Below are 18,947 nucleotides of genomic sequence, written 5' to 3' on the forward strand. Positions count from 1 at the left end.
AAGGAGGCGAAGGAAATGGCGAAAAAAATGCCGGAAATCGGTGAATACAAGTATGGGTTCGCGGATAAAGACGTTTCTGTCTTCCGTGCCGAACGCGGATTGACGCGAGAGATCGTTGAAGAAATTTCGCGGATGAAAAACGAGCCACAATGGATGCTTGAATTTCGCTTAAAAGCGTTAGATATTTTTTATAGCATGCCAATGCCGCAATGGGGCGGCGATTTGTCGAGTTTAAATTTTGATGAAATTACGTATTATGTGAAACCATCGGAAAAATCAGGACGTTCTTGGGATGAAGTACCGGAAGAAATTAAAGCGACGTTCGATAAACTTGGGATTCCAGAAGCAGAGCAAAAATATTTAGCTGGGGTATCGGCACAATACGAATCAGAAGTTGTTTATCATAACATGAAAGAAGACCTTGAAAAATTAGGGGTCATTTTCAAAGATACCGATTCGGCGCTAAAAGAGAACGAAGATATTTTCCGTGAACATTGGGCGAAAGTTGTTCCTCCGACAGATAATAAATTCGCGGCACTTAACTCTGCTGTTTGGTCGGGCGGTTCGTTTATTTATGTGCCAAAAGGCGTGAAAGTCGATACGCCTTTACAAGCGTATTTCCGCATTAACTCGGAAAATATGGGTCAGTTTGAACGGACGTTAATTATCGTCGATGAAGGCGCGCATGTCCATTATGTTGAAGGTTGTACGGCGCCAGTGTATACAACGAACTCACTCCATAGCGCGGTTGTTGAAATTATCGTGAAAAAAGGTGCGTATTGCCGGTATACGACGATTCAAAACTGGGCGAACAACGTCTTTAACCTCGTGACGAAGCGGGCCGTTTGCGAAGAAAATGCGACGATGGAATGGATTGACGGAAACATCGGTTCGAAATTGACGATGAAATATCCAGCGGTCATTTTAAAAGGCGAAGGCGCTCGTGGATTGACGCTGTCGATTGCGATTGCTGGAAAAGGACAGCATCAAGACGCAGGAGCGAAAATGATTCATTTAGCACCGAACACGTCCTCAACAATTGTTTCCAAATCAATTTCTAAACAAGGTGGAAAAGTGACGTATCGAGGCATCGTTCATTTCGGGCGCAAAGCATCTGGCTCACGTTCAAACATTGAGTGTGATACGCTCATTATGGATAACCAGTCAACATCAGATACGATCCCATATAACGAAATTTTAAACGACAACATTTCGCTCGAACATGAAGCGAAAGTGTCGAAAGTGTCGGAAGAGCAATTATTCTATCTCATGAGCCGCGGCATTTCTGAACAAGAAGCAACAGAAATGATCGTCATGGGCTTCATTGAGCCATTTACAAGAGAACTTCCTATGGAATACGCGGTGGAAATGAACCGTTTAATCAAGTTTGAAATGGAAGGATCTATCGGTTAATTGTTTAAACATCCGGTCATTCGTGAAAGCGAATGACCGGTTTTTTACATCTTTTACTGAGAGTATGGTATGATGAAAATAAGGTGATGAAGATGATTTATATCGGACTTACTGGCTGGGGGGATCATAACAGCCTTTATCCGTCAAGGTTGTCTGCGAAAGAAAAATTGCAACACTATGCGGCGCATTTTCCAACGGTGGAAGTGGATTCGTATTTTTATGCCATTCAACCGAAGCAAAATGTTGAAAAGTGGGTGAAGGAAACGCCTGCGTCGTTTCGCTTTGTCGTAAAAGCATACCAAGGGATGACCGGACATGAACGTGGGACAATTCCATACGAAAGCAAAGAGGATATGTTTGCTGCGTTTTTAACGTCGATTGCGTCATTTATGGAAGCGGGAAAGTTAGCCATGGTGCTCTTTCAGTTTCCGCCATGGTTTGACTGTCGAAGGGAGCATGTCGCTTATTTGCGCTGGTGTCGGGAGCGGATGGGAGAGGTACCGGTTGCTCTTGAGTTTCGTCACCGGTCGTGGTTTTCGCCCCCTTTTTATGAAAAAACGTTGCAATTTATGCGCGACGAACGGTGGATTCATACGATTTGTGACGAGCCGCAAGCTGGCGAAGGCTCTATTCCGACGGTATTATGTCCGACCGATCGCGATAAAACGTTAATTCGGCTGCACGGTCGAAACGTATACGGCTGGAACAAAGCGACGAGCGGGGAAAATTGGCGAGCCGTTCGCTATTTATATCGATATAATGAACACGAGTTGCGTGAATGGGTGGCGCATATTCGCAAATTAGAAACGCAAACGACGGATCTTTACATCTTGTTTAACAATAACTCTGGTGGAGATGCGGCGGATAACGCCAAACAACTGATGTTGTTACTTGGCATAGAATATACCGATTTAGCACCAAGGCAGCTAGATTTATTTTAGTCCAGCGTTTGGAGAAAAAGTGTAATGGGGATGAGGATATGTATGCATTGCTTTTATTGGTTGGCTTTTTAGCAGGAACGATTGGCAGTTTAGTTGGCTTAGGTGGAGGAGTCATTATCGTTCCATCGCTCTTGTTTTTGGGGGCGTCGCATCTCATACCGACAGTTTCTCCACAAGTAGCGGTTGGTACGTCGCTTGTCGTCATTATTTTTAACGGTCTTTCCTCGACGTTATCGTATATGAAAGATAAAATGGTTGATTATCGAAGCGGGCTACTCTTTTTTATCGGTAGCGGACCAGGTGCTATGTTAGGCGCTTGGGCCAATCAATCGTTAAGTTTGGCGCATTTTTCGCTTTATTTCGGGCTATTTCTTATTAGTGTTTCTTTTTTGCTTATGTTCACGAAAAAATCAACGGAACAGTCGAAACAAAAGCATTTCCGAGTAACGCGTACATATATAACGAATGAGGGAGATACCGTGACATACGGCTATCATCCAATGACAGCGATTTCCATTGCTTTTATGGTCGGCTTTTTTGGCGGAATATTCGGCATTGGTGGCGGTTCGCTAATGGTTCCTGCCATGATTTTATTGTTTTTCTTCCCACCGCACGTTGCGGTGGCAACATCAATGTTCATCGTCTTTCTATCCTCCCTCGTCAGCTCCGTAACCCATATGGTGATGGGCAATGTGCAGTGGTGGTTTGTCCTTTTGCTTGTGCCTGGCGTTTGGTTTGGGGCGAAAACAGGAGCATGGATGAACAAACGGCTAAAAAGTAAAACGATCGTCTTTATTTTACGAGTAGTGCTCATTTTGCTCGGTGTCCGCCTCATCATTCAAGGGATTTCGTAAAAGAGGTGTTGCTTGTTGAAACAACCGATTTATATATACCACACAAACGATGTGCATAGCCATTTCGAAAATTGGCCAAAAATCGCGGGATTTTTGCAACAAAAAAGAAAAGAGCATGCCCAAAAGGGAGAAACAATGCTTTTGTTTGACATCGGCGATTTTATCGACCGATTCCACCCGATTACGGAGGCAACGCGCGGAAAGGCGAACGTTCAGCTTCTGAACGAGTTAGGCTACGATGCAGTGACGTTTGGCAATAACGAAGGTATTACGCTCGACCATAAAGAACTTAACACGCTTTATGAAGCGGCTCAATTTCCTGTGGTGGCAGCTAACGTGTTCGAACAAAACGGAAAGCGCCCTTACTGGCTAAAGCCGTATACGATTATTCCTGTTTCGGATACGCTTCGTATTGGCGTTATTGGGGTGACGGTGCATTTTACGAAATTTTACGAGCTGCTTGGCTGGACAGTTGCTTCCCCGTTTGAGCTTTTGCCATCACTCGTAAAAAAAGTCCGAGAACAGGCAGACGTTGTCGTGTTGCTTTCGCATTTAGGAATGACGGACGATGAAACGATTGCACAGACGATTCCGGGCATCGATATTATTCTTGGTGGGCATACCCATCATGTGTTGCCCGAAGGAAAATGGGTAAACGATACGCTATTATGCGGGGCAGGAAAATATGGACAGTACATCGGCATCGTTGAACTAAATGAGGCGCCGAAAGCGACCCTTATTGAAACAGCAACACTCCCTGCTTGTGAGCAAACGAAGCAAACATTGCAAGTACTCGAGCAAAAAAGTTTGCGTCAACTTGAGCAAGAACGTGTCGCTGAACTTTCCACTGACTTACCGTTACAGTGGTTTGAGCCTTCTCCGTTTGCCGAGTTATTAGCGTCTGCGCTGCGAGAGTGGTGCGGTGGCGACATCGGTATGGTCAATGCAGGCGTGCTGCTAGGGCCGCTTTCAAAAGGTCCAGTGACGAAAAAAGATTTGCATTGTATTTGTCCTCATCCCATTAACCCGTGTAAAGTGTATTTAAAAGGCGATGAACTAAAAGAAGTGATTTTGCAGGCACACACGGAAAAAATGAAGCATCTTTCTGTCCGTGGGTTTGGATTTCGCGGAAAAGTGATGGGAGCAATGGTGTATGACGGTGTAACGTTGCAGACGGAAAAATTAGCGGACGGAACGACGCACATTCGCCGCATTTTCATTGATAGTCGTGAAATTCATCCGAATGAAACGTACGCAGTGGCGACGATTGATATGTTTACGTTCGGACGTTTTTATCCGGAAATTCAACGAGCACCGAACAAAATTTATTACATGCCGGAGTTTTTGCGTGACGTATTGGCATGGAAGCTTTCGCAATGTTAATAGGCACACTTTTTTCCTTGTTTCATACATTGAAAGAAGGAAAGGGGTGTTTTCATGATTACCGTCTATCCGATTATTATTGACAACTACCCGTTTACAGCAATTTCTGTGCAGTTGCCGAAAACAAATTTGCTTGTGGTGACAAGCGATAAAGGGTATATTATGTGCGGAGCGCTAGACGTTGCGCTGTTAAACGAAAAACTAAAAGACCGTGCTATTATTGCCGCAAGAGCGGTAGGTGTGCGAACGATTGAGCAGCTACTAGAAGCTCCGCTTGAGTCGGTGACTATCGCTGCTGAACAGCTTGGAATTACAACAGGCATGAAAGGAAAAGAAGCGTTGTTAAAAATGCGTTAAAAAATAACAAAAGTCCCCCTTCACAAGCATACATATAGCTTGTAAGGGGGGATTTGCTTGGGGCGTTTACCAAAAAGGGGGCCGCTTCCCTTTCGTTATGTCGTCTTATTGACTGTTGTTTTTTTTATATTGTCCACTGCTGCGGGTCTTTGGATAGTAAATAAGGGCATTGAACCTACGCTCATGCGACTCGCGGAAAAAGAGACGAAACGAATTGCCAACATGGTTATTGACAGTGCCATTAACGAACTAATCACAGAAGAAGGATTAGATGTGAAAGATTTAATTACCGTCCAACAAGACAAAGATGGACACATTTCATCGATTGATTTTAACGGAGCAGTTGTCAGCCGAATTTTGGGGAAGACGACTACTCGGGTGCAAAAAAAAATGAAAATGGCTTCGCAAGGCAATTTGCATGAATTAGAAATTCCTAATACAGAAGTCAATGGGGGGAAAAACGACGGAATTATTTACTATATTCCAGTTGGGCAAGCGACGAATAACGTGTTGCTTGGCAACCTCGGTCCACGTGTTCCTGTTCGTTTTTACGCGGTCGGCAATGTAATGTCAAACGTGAGAAAAACGATTGAACCGTTTGGGATTAACAACGCATTAGTAGAAATCGACATCCATATTGAAGTGACCGTACAAGTCGTGATGCCATTTGCGACGAAGCCAACGACTGTGTCGAAAAACATCCCGGTCGCGATGCGGATTATCCAAGGGCAAGTGCCGAATTTTTATAATAACGGCTCGAATTCAGGTCCGTCGTTTGAAATTCCAGTGCAATGAGAGGGGGGAAGCAATTAGTTCCTCCCTCCTTGTTTTTTCTGCCTCTTTTCTGCCCGTTCCCACATTTTTAAATGCGGGTACGGATCAAACGACCATTCGGTATAGCCGTTATCCTTATACATGCCGTAATGAAGATGTGGCGGGAATTTTCCGGCTGTTCCAGGTGGACCGTATCCAGAGCTCCCGACAGATCCGATAATCATCCCTGGCTCGACGACTTGCCCTTCTTGCAAGTTGCGTGCAAACCCATTTAAATGGGCAAAGTAATGGTACGTATTGTTAATATCACGAATCCCGACGCGCCAACCGCCGTATTTATTCCACCCCTTTAACTCGACAATGCCGTAGCATGTCGCACGAACAGGTACCCCGTAATGAGCGAAAATATCTGTTCCTTCATGAATACGTTTTCCTCCCCAACCGCGTGCATCGCCCCATGTACTTTTATACGTATAATTAGCATAGAGAGGAAGCGGGAACGCATGGTCATCGAGCAGAAGTGTCTTGTATTTTTTGTAAATTTCAACCTTTCCTAAAATCAAATCCACTGTTTTGCTTCGTTGGTAATAGTCCCATAAAGCAATTTTTATATGCTCATGGTCGGTTCCGTATGTTTGCAAATAACGAGCAATCGCAAAAATGACGTCTTCATCATCATTCGGATTGGCGACCCCATCCCCATTTCCATCGATTCCAAGCCCACCAAATTGAGAAATCGTAAACGGATTTGTATCGTGCTTATTTTTATTTAATGGTCCTGCCCATCGTTCGGGTGGAATGTAAATGCCAAGTACCCCTGTTGCTTTCGGAAGATCGCGGCGGACAAGCCGGACGTTTCGCTCGTATTGGTCAATCGAGGCGAAATAGTACCACGGAATAAGCGAAACAGCCTCTGCTTTTTTATAAAGTTCCATGCGTTGGGTGTATATTTCGTTGGCGTCTAGCTCTTTTCCAAAAGCCGTCCATGAAGTAGCCACCAATAAAAAGATGGCCGTAATCGAACTAATGAAGGTACGCACAGTTTTGACCTCCTTTCCACGAATCTCATATGATTAGTTTGGAACAATTGTCGATTTTCATAAATATTAAAAATTGCCAAGTCAACGAAGCGCAACAATTTTCTTTGAGTTCGCTTCTGCTTTTTTTTATAATGAAAAGTGTAAATCAACGACTGGAGTGTGAGCCATGGCAACAAATGAAGAACGTGTCCGGAAACCGGAATGGTTGAAAATAAAGCTAAATACGAATGAAACGTATACAGGTCTAAAAAAAATGATGAGGGAAAAGCAGCTGCATACGGTATGTGAAGAAGCGAAATGCCCGAACATTCATGAATGTTGGGCGGTAAGAAAAACAGCAACGTTTATGATTTTAGGCGATGTTTGTACGCGCGCTTGCCGCTTCTGCGCAGTGAAAACGGGCTTGCCGACGGAATTGGATTGGCAAGAGCCAGAACGAGTTGCAGATTCGGTCCGATTAATGAATTTAAAGCATGTCGTTGTGACAGCAGTAGCACGCGACGATTTAAAAGACGGAGGTGCGGCGGTATTTGCGGAAACGGTACGGGCGATCCGCCGCAAAAACCCGTTAACGACGATTGAAGTGCTTCCTTCTGATATGGGGGGGGTTTATGAAAACTTAAAAATTTTAATGGATGCTCGCCCAGATATTTTAAATCATAACATTGAAACTGTCCGCCGCTTGACGCCAAGGGTAAGGGCACGGGCAACATATGAGCGTTCACTAGAATTTTTACGCCGCGCGAAAGAATTGCAACCGGATATTCCGACAAAATCGAGCATTATGATTGGGCTTGGCGAAACGAAAGAAGAAATTATGGAAGCGATGGACGATTTACGTGCGAACTATGTTGATATTTTAACGATTGGACAATATTTACAGCCAACAAAAAAACATTTAAAAGTTGAAAAATATTACCACCCACACGAGTTTATGGAACTAAAAGAAATTGCGTTAAGCAAAGGATTTAGCCATTGCGAAGCAGGACCGCTTGTTCGCTCCTCCTACCATGCGGATGAACAAGTAAGCGCGGCAACTGCCCAAAGAAACAAAGGCTAACAAAAAAGGGACTCACTAACGAGTCCCTTTTTTGAAAAGATAAGAAAGTATAAAATTTTGCGATTGGGTCGGAAGCTGTCTCGCTTTAAGCGCCATCGCAGTTCGCTTCTTTGAAATATCCCAAGCAAGCCCAAGCTTTGCTTGGCCTGAGCCTCCTTGGTGGGGCTTGTGCGCTCTTCGCCGATAGGCGGGCGCTTTGCGCTTTTCTTATTATTGGAAAGTATACAACTATGCGTTTATTTGCTCATTTTTTGTTTCGAGATTGGCGTACCGTCATGAAAATCCCGATCTAAATGGTCGTTCATTTCATTGATCATTTCACCGTTTTCGTTTTCTCCGTCGCTTAACTTGCGGCCTTGTGGATATTTCAACATTTCTTTAATGGTTGTATCAATAATTTGGTCGATGTTTCGGCTATTGGAATCGAGCCGACCGAACCGTTCAATTTCTTTCATCATGCGCGGATCATCAGCAACGTAAACATGATAGTAACGAGGCACGACGGAAAGCGCAGTCTTTTTCACTTGATCGGCAGTCTCAAACCTGTTTTTCGTATCAGTGGCATAAGCGATTAACACTTCTTCATCCGTGACAAGTGTAGCGACGTCGTTGACGTGTGGGAGTTGCACACATAATTTGCTAATTAAATCAGCGACACGTTCGCGATTGAGTGTCGGCAAAGTGCCAACGTTGTTCATTCCCCCTGCTACTGGGCTTTTTTGGTGGCGAACGTAGCCAAAATTATTTAATCGAGAATCCATACCATTTGGAAGCCCTTGCACGTTGTATAAGTCGTTGCGATCGGAAACGTTAATCGTATTTCCGTTCCGCGGATATAGCGTATCGCGAGTATTCTCGGCCATTTGTGCGCACGCGGTTAGCGAAAGAACCACACCCATCGATAAAGTCAACCATGCTTTGTTCAATGTTAACACCCCCTCGCTTACATCATTCCTTTCTTTTCGATGTCTTATCACAGTAATTGATTGGAAACGCAGCATCGTTTATCATAAAAAGAGAGGTGAGAAAAATGATTTGCGTCAATAATACATGCTATGAGCTTATTGAGAATGTGAAAAACGGGTTTAATGAAGAAGCGTTTCGGGCGCGTTATGCCGATATTTTAAATAAATACGATTATATTGTAGGCGATTGGGGATATAATCAATTGCGATTGCGTGGTTTTTTTGACGATCATAACCAAAAAGCAACGTACGATACAAAAATCAGCACATTATCCGAATATTTGTATGAATATTGCAACTTCGGTTGCGCGTATTTCGTGTTAAAGAAAGTAAAAAAGTAGGCTATCTCACACCTCGTGAGATAACCTATCCTTCATATGGAGGCTGTTCCTCCTTCGTTGGATCGTCGTGCGGTGGGTGCGCGCCAGGGTCTTGACGGGGGATATGTTGATGAAACGCTTTGTATTCATAGTTGAAAGCGCTATAATACCGTTGCCCTTCTTCCCATGGCGTGCTTTTGTTTTCGACAGGGCGCTTTTTTCCTTGTGGATGCCCATATGGTCCCTCAGGAAATTCTTCTGCGGTCAAAAACTCTCGTTGCTTTTCCACACTTGAGAAATCGCGATATTCCATTGTTGTCGCCTCTTTTCTAGCAAGGATTTAGTTATAATGTTCCTTGCCATCCACCAAGCTATCCAACAAACTCGCTCAAAAACGACCGTAAATCATTGGCATCTTCTTCGCTTAACCGATAAGCATATTCTAAATACCCAGGTTCTTCTAAATCATCACGACCGATAATGGCAAAGCGATTGCTTTGCATATCTAATACTAAATATTTTCCGTAAAAGCGGTCTGTTTGCACGATCGCTAAGTCAAAGCGTTGCCGCTCACCGAGAAAACTAACAAATCTTGTTTTCGTTTCCGTCGTATCATCATACAAGAAAAAACGCTCGTTCATGCTATCCACCTCCTAACAGCCATTACCCTCATCTTACCAAACATTTCTGCAAGTGTCCGGTTTCTTTTGTTATAATACAATAAAAAACAGTTTTTTGCATAAGGAGGCCACTTCATGTATTTTGTTGATCGACAAAAAATTGAAAAAACGTTGTGTTATATGGAAAAAATGCTCACATTGTATGAACAACAACCGTCATGGAACGATGATATCGAACAATTGGCGTTGGAACGAATCGTCCATGTTTGCATCGAAGCAGTGTTAGACGTCGGAAATGCAATGATTGACGGCTTCATTATGCGGGATCCTGGTAGTTATGACGATATTATCGACATTTTAGCCGATGAAAAAGTCGTGACAGAGGAAGACGCAAAACAGCTAAAAGCGATTATTCATTATCGCAAAATGCTTGTTCAGCAATACACAACCCCAAGTAAAACGGAATTGCTCGAAGCATTTCGCTGTTCGCTACAGGCATTACAAGCGTACCCGAAGGCGATTCGTACCTATTTAGAAAACGAGCTTGGGCCTGTTTCGGCATTCCGCAACTAACTTTCTTAACTTTTTTGTGTAAAAATTGTATCAATGAAAGAAATAGCGTACAATGAGGGAGAGGACGGTGAATGAGATGGATTATCAATCCTCTTCCACAAAGCAACAAATATTGAAGCTGTTGAAGATCGAAAAACGACTAACAGCTGGGGAATTGGCAAAGCGGCTCCATATAAGTGAAATGGCCGTACGTCGCCACTTGCAAGCGCTAGAGCGCGACGGGCTGATTTGTTCAACGCTTTTTCGCCAAGCGATGGGAAGACCGACAAACGTGTATGAGCTATCGGAAAAAGGGGAAGAACAGTTTCCGCAACACTACAAACAATGGGCGGTCGAGTTGTTGAGTGATTTAGAAGCGTTGGCGGGAAAAGAAATGGTCGCTACCCTTTTACAAGCGCGAATGGCAAGGATGAAAGAACGGTATGCGCACGTTTTTCAAGAAAAACCGCTCGAAGAAAAAATGCAAAAACTGTTCGAATTGCAAAACGAACAAGGCTACATGGCACAGCTGAAAAAAGACAGTCAAGGGGTGTACCATTTCATCGCCCACCATTGTCCGATTTCGGAAATTGCAAAAAAATACCGCTCCATTTGTTCATGTGAGCTGCAACTATTTCAGCAGCTTCTCAATTCAAAAGTCGCCTTGCAAGCGTGCATGACAAAAGGCGACGACGTTTGCCACTATGAAATTCAAGAAACGGATGAATGACAAAAACGCTTCTCGCTTGTTCAAGAAGCGTTTTTGTTTTGACATCTTGTATGTTGTGCGATAAAGTGTGTTACGTATAGAACGTAAGGGAGTGCTGCAAGTGAAAACGTATGAAGGGTATTTAATCGATTTAGACGGCACGATGTATCGCGGAACAGAATGTATTGCGGAAGCGCGTGAGTTTGTAAAAGAGTTGCATCGTCGTCATATCCCGTATTTATTTGTGACGAACAATTCCTCGCGGACGCCAGCGCAAGTAGCGGAAAAATTGCAGTCATTCGACATTCCAGCGACTGAACAGCAAGTATTTACGACAAGCCAAGCAACGGCAAATTATATTTATGAACAAAAGCCAGATGCCACCGTTTATGTCATTGGCGAAGACGGCATTCACCAAGCACTGAAAGAAAAAGGTTTTACGTTTGCGAAAGAAGATGCGGAGTTTGTCGTCATGGGCATTGATCGCTCGATTACCTATGAAAAGCTAGCGATTGCCTGCTTAGCTGTCCGAAATGGGGCAACGTTTATTTCAACGAATGGAGACATTGCGATTCCAACCGAGCGAGGATTGTTACCCGGGAATGGTTCGTTGACGTCTGTTGTTGCCGTATCCACGCAAGTGCAGCCGATTTTTATCGGCAAACCGGAAAAAATTATTATGGAACAAGCGTTAAAAATGCTTCGCGTCCCCCGCGAAAAAACATTAATGATTGGCGATTACTACGATACGGACATTAAAGCCGGGATGAACGCCGGGATTGATACACTTCTGGTGCATACAGGCGTCACGACGAAAGAGTTATTAGCAAAGTACGCCGAACAGCCGACGTATACGGTTGATTCACTAACAGAATGGATGGAAAGAATTTAGCGAACGAAACAGGGCGCCAAAATGGCGCCCTTTATTCTGTATTGGCGGCGCGGTGCGCTAGCCGGCTGGAGGCGGCTGCTGCAATCGCACCAACGATATCATCTAGGAAGGTGTTGCATTTCCCAGTGGATTTATCATTTAAGTACTGCAAAATCCCAGGTTTTTGTTTATCGATATATCCATAATTTGTGAAACCAATAGAGCCATACACGTTGACGATGGATAGTGCTAAAATTTCGTCTACCCCATACAAGCCTTCATCGCGGTGGATGATTGCTTGGAGAGGCTCGTCTAGCATTCCTTTCTCCGCAAGAACGTCGAGTTGAATACCGGTTAAAATCGCATTTTGCACTTCGCGTTTTGAAATGACGCGGTTGACGTTTTCAATACATTCCTCCATTTTTAAATTTGGATGATATTTAGACTGTAAATAATAAACAAGCTCAGCAATATCTTCAATTTTTACTCCTCTTGTTTCTAGCCACTGACGTGCAACGTGTTCGAGGTTGTTCATAATGTATTTTCCCATATTGCTCACCTATTTCTTTTTGTATTGTATATGTGGAAATGGAGAAAAGCGTTCCTTTTTTAAGAATAGATAACGATGGGCGAACGCTTTTTCTACACGTTGAAATTATTATAATCAAAAACTGGAAGGCTGCACAAATATTTTGCACATTCGTATTCGGTTTTTGTTTGGCATATATTTGGATAGAAAGGAGGGGGCTTATGTTTGAATGGGTCGAACAACAATATGGAAGGAAAGTGGAGAGAACGGAGAAACTAGGGAAGTATAATGTGGTTTTATGTCAACAGGAAAAATTTCTTCTTGTCCCTGTTCACCATCGAACGGAAAAGGAGATGAGCGAGTTAAATCAAATGGCTGCGTATTTAGTAGCAAGAGGAGATTTATCTGTCGCGACGATCGTTCCGACAACGAAAGGAAACCTAGTGGCTGTTCATAACGGTCAGCATGTCGCCTTGTTTCGTATTCCAGCGCAACTGTACGCAAGAACAGCACCATTTGGAAAAGAACTAGCAAAATTTCATGCCCTCGGTCGATATGTTCCGAGCAATATTGTCTATTGTAATCGAATCGGACAGTGGAAACAGCTATGGGGGAAACGGTTAGATCAAATGGAGTTATTTTGGAAAGAAAAATGGAAACAACGGGAAGACGAATTTACGGATTGGTTTGTTGAATCATTTCCGTATTATGCAGGTCTAGCGGAAAATGCGATTCAATACATTGCCGATACGGAGTTAGATGAGCATCCGTATACGATAGATGCGGGGACGGTTTGTCATGAGCGGCTGCCACAAGCGTTATGGGCGGGAGGAAAGGAGGTGAAGCTCCCGCTTGACTGGGTGTACGATCATTGTGCTCGTGACTTAGCAGAGTGGGTACGTGCGCTATATATGCAAGGAGAAATAGAGCAACTGCACCTGTTTTTCCGTGATTATGAGCGCATTACCCCGTTGTCGGCGTTTTCGTTTCGGCTTCTTTATGCCCGGTTATTGTTCCCGATCCCTTATTTTGAATATGTAGAAGGATATTATTTGGCGGAAAGCGAACAAGAAAAAAAGCGCTATGCGCAAATGTTACGTTCGCTCATCGATCGTTCCCAAGCGTATGAGGTGTTTTTAGCTTCATTTTACGAACAATTAGACTTGCCCAAACGCTTTTCATTGCCAGTCGTTCGTTGGCTAAAGAAGTAACCAAAAAGCGGCATATCGCCGCTTTTTGGGTGCTTATGACTAAGATAAAAAGGAAGGGGAAATGAACATGGACAAGCCGTATATTTTTATTACAAGGAAATTGCCAGAAGAAGTAATTGCGCCGTTGCGAGCCATCGGAGAAGTGGCGATGTGGCCGCATGACGATGTGCCCGTGGGGCGAGACGTGTTGCTTGCCGAAGCGAAAAAAGCGGATGCGCTACTAACGATGTTATCCGACCGTATTGATCGGGAAGTGATGGAAGCAGGAGAAAAGTTAAAAGTGGTAGCAAACATGGCAGTCGGGTTTGATAACATTGATGTGCCGGTAGCGACCGAATATGGTGTGGCAGTTTGCAATACGCCAGACGTGTTGAACGATACGACAGCGGATTTGACGTTTGCGCTATTATTAGCAACGGCACGGCGTTTAGTAGAAGCGGCAGAGTATATCAAAGCAGGCGAATGGAAAAGCTGGAGTCCATTTTTGTTGGCAGGTACGGACGTACACCATAAAACGATTGGTATTGTTGGTCTTGGAAAAATAGGACAAGCGGTCGCAAAACGGGCGAAAGGGTTTGAAATGAACATTTTATATCATAATCGGACGCGAAACGAAGAAGCGGAGAGGCAATTAGGTGTGGTATATTGCACGTTTCAAGAGTTGTTGCAGGCGGCTGATTTTGTTGTATGCTTAACGCCGCTTACGGAAGAAACGCGCCATTTATTCAACCGTCAGTCGTTCCGTTGGATGAAGAAATCGGCAATTTTTATTAATGCATCAAGGGGCGCTGTCGTCGATGAAGAGGCACTATACGAAGCGCTTGTGGCAGGAGAAATCGCCGCTGCTGGGTTAGATGTCTTTACGAAAGAACCAGTCGACCCATCCCACCCGCTGCTGTCATTAAAAAACGTCGTCGCCCTTCCACATATCGGAAGCGCTAGTATCGAAACGCGAAAAAAGATGATGGAACGGAGCTGCCGAAACATTATCGCGGTGTTAACAGGCGAAACGCCAGAAGCACTAGTGAATAAAGAATGGCTAGTACAGAAACGGGCGTAGCTTCAAAAGTTTAACCAGCCGCCTCCGCTTTTCCTTTTCTTTTTAAAAAAATTATCTGAATTCACTTGATGTTAAGCGTTTTCAGAATATATGATAAAAAAATAATGATTGTAAAAGAAAGGAACATCTTTTATAATGTCTACTATATAAAAACAAATGTTCATGCAGAAAATACAAGAGGGAGTGGAGAGGATGGCAAAGCCAATTGCGGTTGGTTTGTTAGGATTAGGAACAGTAGGCAGCGGGGTTGTAAAAATTATTAAGAACCATCAAGACCAACTTATTCATCAAGTCGGCTGTCCGGTTGTTGTTAAAAAAATTCTCGTTCGTGATTTATATAAAGAGCGTGATGTGAAAGTCGCTCTAGAGCTATTAACAACGAATGCGGAAGAGGTTATTAACGATCCAGAAATCGATGTCGTCATCGAAGTGATGGGTGGAGTGGAGCAAACGAAGCACTACTTATTGCAAGCGTTGCAGCAACGGAAACATGTCGTAACCGCGAATAAAGATTTAATGGCGCTATACGGTTCGGAATTGCTCGCAGTAGCGACAGAAAACGGTTGCGACTTATTTTATGAAGCGAGCGTTGCTGGCGGCATTCCGATTTTACGCAGCCTTGTCGACGGCTTAGCGTCTGACCGAATCACGAAAATGATGGGAATTGTTAACGGAACGACGAACTTTATTTTAACGAAAATGTGTAAATACGGAAGTCCGTACGAGGAAGTGTTAGCGGAAGCGCAAGCGCTTGGATATGCAGAAGCAGATCCAACCGCAGACGTTGAAGGGTTAGACGCAGCGCGGAAGATGGCGATTTTAGCCCGTTTAGGATTTTCCATGAATATTGATTTAGAAGATGTGCAAGTAAAAGGGATTACTGGTATTACGGAAGAAGATTTAGATTACAGCAAGCGGCTTGGCTATACGATGAAATTAATTGGGATTGCACATCGCGACGGTGATAAAGTGGAAGTGAGCGTTCAGCCGACGTTGTTGCCGGATTCTCATCCGTTAGCGTCGGTGAGCGATGAATATAATGCAGTGTACGTATACGGAGAAGCAGTCGGGGAAACGATGTTTTACGGTCCAGGTGCGGGAAGTCTTCCGACCGCAACCGCAGTAGTATCCGATTTAGTAGCAGTTATGAAAAATATGCGACTTGGGGTAAACGGACGGAGCGCAGTTGCTCCGCAATACGAAAAGCAGTTAAAAGCTTCGTCAGAAATTTTCTCGAAATATTTTCTTCGTATTCATGTCAAAGACGAAGTCGGGGCGTTTGCCAAAATTACGGCAATTTTCTCTGAACGGGGGGTTAGCTTCGAGAAAATTTTACAGTTGCCACTAAAAGAAAAAGGAATTGCAGAAATTGTCATTGTCACGCACAAGGCGTCCCAACAAGCGTATGAAGAGATTTTGCAGCAGTTGCGTGACCTAGCGATTGTGAAAGATGTGAAAAGCTCGTATCGCGTAGAAGGGAATGGGAACTAATGGCATGGAAAGGATTGTTACAGGAATTTCGAGAATTTTTACCGGTGACGGAAAAAACGCCGCTTCTTTCACTTCATGAAGGGAATACTCCATTAATTCGGCTAGAGAGGCTATCTGAAAAGCTTGGTATTGAGCTGTATGTGAAAGTGGAAGGGGCCAATCCGACCGGATCCTTCAAAGACCGCGGCATGGTGATGGCAGTGGCGAAAGCGAAAGAAGAAGGGAGCCATACAATTATTTGTGCATCGACTGGAAATACGTCGGCGGCAGCTGCTGCTTATGCAGCGCGAGCAGGCATGCGCTGCATTGTCGTCATTCCGCACGGGAAAATTGCGATGGGGAAATTAGCGCAAGCGGTGATGTATGGGGCAGAAATTTTTGCGATTGAAGGGAATTTTGATGAAGCGTTAAAAATGGTGCGACGTTTAAGCGACATCGCACCAATTACGCTCGTTAACTCGGTAAACCCGTACCGCATTGAAGGGCAAAAAACAGCTGCGTTTGAAGTTTGCCAGCAGCTTGGTAAGGCTCCAGATGTATTGGCGATTCCGGTTGGAAATGCTGGGAATATTACAGCTTATTGGAAAGGGTTTAAAGAATACCACGAACGAAAGCAAACGGGGCTACCAGAAATGTGTGGTTTTGAGGCGGAAGGTGCGGCGGCAATTGTGCGCAACCAAGTCATTACGGAACCAGAAACGATTGCGACCGCGATTCGTATTGGCAACCCAGCAAGTTGGGAAAAAGCAGTGCAAGCGGTAAACGAATCAAACGGAAAAATAGACGATGTATCGGATGCAGAGATTTTAGAAGCGTATAAACTACTGGCAAGAACGGAAGGAATTTTTGCCGAACCAGCGTCGTGTGCTTCGATTGCTGGGGTGATCAAGCAGCGGAAACTTGGAGAAGTGAAAGAAGGAAGTATCGTTGTTGCCGTATTGACCGGAAACGGACTAAAAGACCCAGCAATCGCAATGGAGGCAGCTGATATGGAGCCAATCGTGCTTCCAAATGATGAACAGATCTTGTTTGAACATATTCAAGGGGCTGTTCACCAATGAAAGAAGACGAGATGTTGAAAATTGTTGTTCCGGCGAGTACGGCAAATTTAGGACCTGGGTTCGATTCGATCGGGTTAGCAGTTTCTCGCTATTTAGTATTGGAAGTGCGACAAGCAAATGAATGGAAATTTACCGCTCGTTCGGAAGAAGTGCAGACGATTCCGACTGGGACGGATAATTTAATTTTTCGGGTGGCGGACGAAATTGCCGGCACGCATGGGAAAACGTTACCGGCGTGCGCGGTTGATGTATATAGTGATATTCCCTTTACGCGCGGGCTAGGAAGCAGTGCGGCAGCCGTTGTAGCAGGCATCGAACTAGCGAATGAACTTGCTAGGTTGTCGCTTACGATGGAAGAAAAGGCGCGGTTGGCAAGCTGTTTTGAAGGCCATCCAGATAATGTTGGCGCGTCATTGTACGGGGGACTCGTCATCGGTTGCCATCGAGAAGAAGAAACGACGATTATTCATGTTCCAAATATCGAACTAGACCTTGTGGCAGTTATTCCGAACTATGAATTGGAAACGAAAAAAGCGCGTAGTGTCCTTCCTGTTTCTTTTCCCAAAGAGCAAGCTGTAGAAGCGAGCGCGGTCAGCAACGTGCTCGTGGCAGCACTGTTGACAAAAAATTGGCGCTTGGCAGGAAAAATGATGGATAAAGACATATTCCATCAACCGTACCGAGCATCGTTAATTCCGGAATTAGCCCATGTGCAGGCGCTCGCTAAAGAGTATGGGGTGTTTGGGGTGGCGTTGAGTGGCGCAGGTCCGACCGTTCTTTGCTTTGCCGAGCAAGGAAGAGGAGAATGGTTGAAGGGAAAATTGACGCCACACTTTCCGCATTGTAAGGTGGAATGTTTAACGGTCGAACCAATTGGTAGCCGCGTCTACAAAATGGCGCTAGAAGCATAAATTGTCGAGTATGTAGAATAAATATGATAAGGAGCTGGCCAAAAGGTCGCTTTTCTTCAAAAAAGATACAATTTGTGCAGACGTTCCGCGTGTATAGATCGTTATAAGAAAGGGTGCCCCATTGCTTTTGGGACACCCTTTCCGCTTTTTTTAAAACACTTGCTCGACTTCGACGACGCCTGGTACTTCTTCTAAAAGAGCTCGTTCAATGCCGGCTTTTAATGTAATCGTGGAACTTGGGCAGCTGCCGCAAGCCCCTAGTAAACGTAACTTCACTACGCCGTCTTCGACATCGACGAGCTCGCAGTCACCGCCATCTCGAAGTAAAAACGGGCGCAGTTTATCTAAAACTTCTTGCACTTGTTCTTTAATTTCTAAATCGCTCATTCTTCCCATCGACTCCTTTCTGTAACTTTATTATAATCGTTATAATGAAAAAAATCTAATAACTTTTTCGCCATGGAGAGGAAAGGTGGAAACATATGCCATTTAAACAAGTTGAAATATGTGTATATGGCGCAGAGGTCGTTTGCCCCTCTTGTGTCAATTTGCCCTCATCAAAAGAAACGTATGAGTGGTTAGAGGCAGCCATTAAACGGAAATATGTGAACCAGCCGTTCGTCATTTCATACATCGATATTTTCCAGCCGCCAGATGATGAAGAGAAAAAAGCGTTCGCAAGGAAAGTAGTGGAAGAGGACTTGTTTTATCCTGTTGTCCTTGTAGAAGGGACGATTGTTGGAGAAGGGAATCCAAAATTAAAAGCGATTTATGAGGAAATGGAGAAATACGGATATAAATCAGTAGAACAAGCATAAAAAACGG

23 protein-coding genes are annotated in these 18,947 nt (G+C 44.2%); 17 read left to right on the forward strand and 6 right to left on the reverse strand.

The window, feature by feature from the left end; all coding sequences use genetic code 11:
* Positions 1–15: 15 nt before the first annotated feature.
* The 6 genes from sufB to yunB all read left to right on the forward strand — a co-directional run bounded on the left by sufB (position 16) and on the right by yunB (position 5,743).
* On the forward strand, positions 16–1,413 hold the full coding sequence (sufB, locus tag GFC30_RS03040; protein WP_066322855.1) for a Fe-S cluster assembly protein SufB: 1,398 nt from the start codon (positions 16–18) through the stop codon (positions 1,411–1,413).
* Between the two features lie 92 nt (positions 1,414–1,505).
* Positions 1,506–2,354, forward strand: a complete 849-nt coding sequence (locus GFC30_RS03045) for a DUF72 domain-containing protein (protein WP_066322856.1) — start codon at positions 1,506–1,508, stop codon at positions 2,352–2,354.
* 38 nt (positions 2,355–2,392) lie between these two features.
* Positions 2,393–3,208, forward strand: a complete 816-nt coding sequence (locus GFC30_RS03050) for a sulfite exporter TauE/SafE family protein (protein ID WP_066322857.1) — start codon at positions 2,393–2,395, stop codon at positions 3,206–3,208.
* Between the two features lie 15 nt (positions 3,209–3,223).
* Positions 3,224–4,591, forward strand: a complete 1,368-nt coding sequence (locus GFC30_RS03055) for a bifunctional metallophosphatase/5'-nucleotidase (RefSeq protein WP_066322858.1) — start codon at positions 3,224–3,226, stop codon at positions 4,589–4,591.
* 54 nt (positions 4,592–4,645) lie between these two features.
* Positions 4,646–4,948, forward strand: coding sequence for a YunC family protein (locus GFC30_RS03060; RefSeq protein WP_066322859.1), 303 nt, complete (start codon positions 4,646–4,648; stop codon positions 4,946–4,948).
* Between the two features lie 57 nt (positions 4,949–5,005).
* Positions 5,006–5,743 carry a sporulation protein YunB gene (gene yunB / locus GFC30_RS03065; RefSeq protein WP_409978496.1) on the forward strand — a complete coding sequence of 246 codons (738 nt, stop codon included), beginning with the start codon at positions 5,006–5,008 and terminating at the stop codon, positions 5,741–5,743.
* Positions 5,744–5,757: 14 nt separating this feature from the next.
* On the opposite strand, the gene GFC30_RS03070 is transcribed toward yunB, so the two are convergent.
* Positions 5,758–6,723 (reverse strand): M23 family metallopeptidase, encoded by a 966-nt coding sequence (locus tag GFC30_RS03070; RefSeq protein WP_409978510.1) that lies wholly within the window; start codon positions 6,721–6,723, stop codon positions 5,758–5,760.
* A 205-nt stretch (positions 6,724–6,928) separates the two neighbouring features.
* Between GFC30_RS03070 and lipA the strand changes: the two genes are divergently transcribed.
* Positions 6,929–7,822, forward strand: coding sequence for a lipoyl synthase (gene lipA / locus GFC30_RS03075; protein ID WP_066322861.1), 894 nt, complete (start codon positions 6,929–6,931; stop codon positions 7,820–7,822).
* 236 nt (positions 7,823–8,058) lie between these two features.
* Here lipA and GFC30_RS03080 read toward each other — a convergent pair whose 3' ends face one another.
* Positions 8,059–8,721: a YhcN/YlaJ family sporulation lipoprotein gene (locus GFC30_RS03080; RefSeq protein ID WP_409978511.1), complete on the reverse strand. Its 663-nt coding sequence runs from the start codon at positions 8,719–8,721 to the stop codon at positions 8,059–8,061.
* Between the two features lie 131 nt (positions 8,722–8,852).
* On the opposite strand from GFC30_RS03080, the gene GFC30_RS03085 reads away from it, so the two are divergent.
* Positions 8,853–9,128 carry a YutD family protein gene (locus GFC30_RS03085; RefSeq protein ID WP_066322863.1) on the forward strand — a complete coding sequence of 92 codons (276 nt, stop codon included), beginning with the start codon at positions 8,853–8,855 and terminating at the stop codon, positions 9,126–9,128.
* 25 nt (positions 9,129–9,153) lie between these two features.
* On the opposite strand, the gene GFC30_RS03090 is transcribed toward GFC30_RS03085, so the two are convergent.
* Positions 9,154–9,420: a cytosolic protein gene (locus GFC30_RS03090; RefSeq protein WP_066322864.1), complete on the reverse strand. Its 267-nt coding sequence runs from the start codon at positions 9,418–9,420 to the stop codon at positions 9,154–9,156.
* A gap of 58 nt (positions 9,421–9,478) precedes the next feature.
* A complete protein-coding gene (locus GFC30_RS03095) occupies positions 9,479–9,748 on the reverse strand; it encodes a DUF3055 domain-containing protein (protein WP_066322865.1) in 270 nt (89 codons plus the stop codon).
* 114 nt (positions 9,749–9,862) lie between these two features.
* On the opposite strand from GFC30_RS03095, the gene GFC30_RS03100 reads away from it, so the two are divergent.
* From GFC30_RS03100 to GFC30_RS03110, 3 genes are all read left to right on the forward strand, one after another.
* Complete coding sequence (locus GFC30_RS03100) at positions 9,863–10,300, forward strand: DUF86 domain-containing protein (RefSeq protein ID WP_066322866.1); 438 nt, start codon at positions 9,863–9,865, stop codon at positions 10,298–10,300.
* Positions 10,301–10,376: 76 nt separating this feature from the next.
* Positions 10,377–11,009 carry a helix-turn-helix transcriptional regulator gene (locus GFC30_RS03105; RefSeq protein WP_066327069.1) on the forward strand — a complete coding sequence of 211 codons (633 nt, stop codon included), beginning with the start codon at positions 10,377–10,379 and terminating at the stop codon, positions 11,007–11,009.
* 100 nt (positions 11,010–11,109) lie between these two features.
* A complete protein-coding gene (locus GFC30_RS03110) occupies positions 11,110–11,880 on the forward strand; it encodes a TIGR01457 family HAD-type hydrolase (protein WP_066322867.1) in 771 nt (256 codons plus the stop codon).
* 31 nt (positions 11,881–11,911) lie between these two features.
* Here the strand turns inward: GFC30_RS03110 and GFC30_RS03115 are convergent, their stop codons facing one another.
* Positions 11,912–12,409: a phosphatidylglycerophosphatase A family protein gene (locus tag GFC30_RS03115; RefSeq protein WP_066322868.1), complete on the reverse strand. Its 498-nt coding sequence runs from the start codon at positions 12,407–12,409 to the stop codon at positions 11,912–11,914.
* 200 nt (positions 12,410–12,609) lie between these two features.
* On the opposite strand from GFC30_RS03115, the gene yutH reads away from it, so the two are divergent.
* The 5 genes from yutH to thrB all read left to right on the forward strand — a co-directional run bounded on the left by yutH (position 12,610) and on the right by thrB (position 18,122).
* Entirely contained in the window at positions 12,610–13,599 is a 990-nt protein-coding gene (gene yutH / locus GFC30_RS03120) for a spore coat putative kinase YutH (RefSeq protein WP_066322869.1), read from the forward strand.
* Positions 13,600–13,666: 67 nt separating this feature from the next.
* Positions 13,667–14,659: a 2-hydroxyacid dehydrogenase gene (locus tag GFC30_RS03125; RefSeq protein ID WP_066322870.1), complete on the forward strand. Its 993-nt coding sequence runs from the start codon at positions 13,667–13,669 to the stop codon at positions 14,657–14,659.
* 192 nt (positions 14,660–14,851) lie between these two features.
* Entirely contained in the window at positions 14,852–16,150 is a 1,299-nt protein-coding gene (locus tag GFC30_RS03130) for a homoserine dehydrogenase (RefSeq protein ID WP_066322871.1), read from the forward strand.
* Positions 16,150–17,211, forward strand: coding sequence for a threonine synthase (gene thrC, locus GFC30_RS03135; RefSeq protein ID WP_066322872.1), 1,062 nt, complete (start codon positions 16,150–16,152; stop codon positions 17,209–17,211). Before GFC30_RS03130 ends, thrC begins: the two co-directional genes overlap by 1 nt.
* Complete coding sequence (thrB, locus tag GFC30_RS03140; RefSeq protein WP_066322873.1) at positions 17,208–18,122, forward strand: homoserine kinase; 915 nt, start codon at positions 17,208–17,210, stop codon at positions 18,120–18,122. The genes thrC and thrB overlap by 4 nt, the downstream gene beginning before the upstream one ends.
* 150 nt (positions 18,123–18,272) lie before the next feature.
* On the opposite strand, the gene GFC30_RS03145 is transcribed toward thrB, so the two are convergent.
* The gene (locus GFC30_RS03145; RefSeq protein WP_027410081.1) at positions 18,273–18,509 is read right to left on the reverse strand and encodes a NifU family protein; all 237 of its coding nucleotides are present in this window, start codon (positions 18,507–18,509) and stop codon (positions 18,273–18,275) included.
* Between the two features lie 95 nt (positions 18,510–18,604).
* On the opposite strand from GFC30_RS03145, the gene GFC30_RS03150 reads away from it, so the two are divergent.
* Positions 18,605–18,940 carry a YuzD family protein gene (locus GFC30_RS03150; RefSeq protein ID WP_066322874.1) on the forward strand — a complete coding sequence of 112 codons (336 nt, stop codon included), beginning with the start codon at positions 18,605–18,607 and terminating at the stop codon, positions 18,938–18,940.
* Positions 18,941–18,947: the final 7 nt, after the last annotated feature.

This window comes from Anoxybacillus amylolyticus (assembly GCF_001634285.1).
GTDB classification, from domain to species: domain Bacteria; phylum Bacillota; class Bacilli; order Bacillales; family Anoxybacillaceae; genus Anoxybacteroides; species Anoxybacteroides amylolyticum.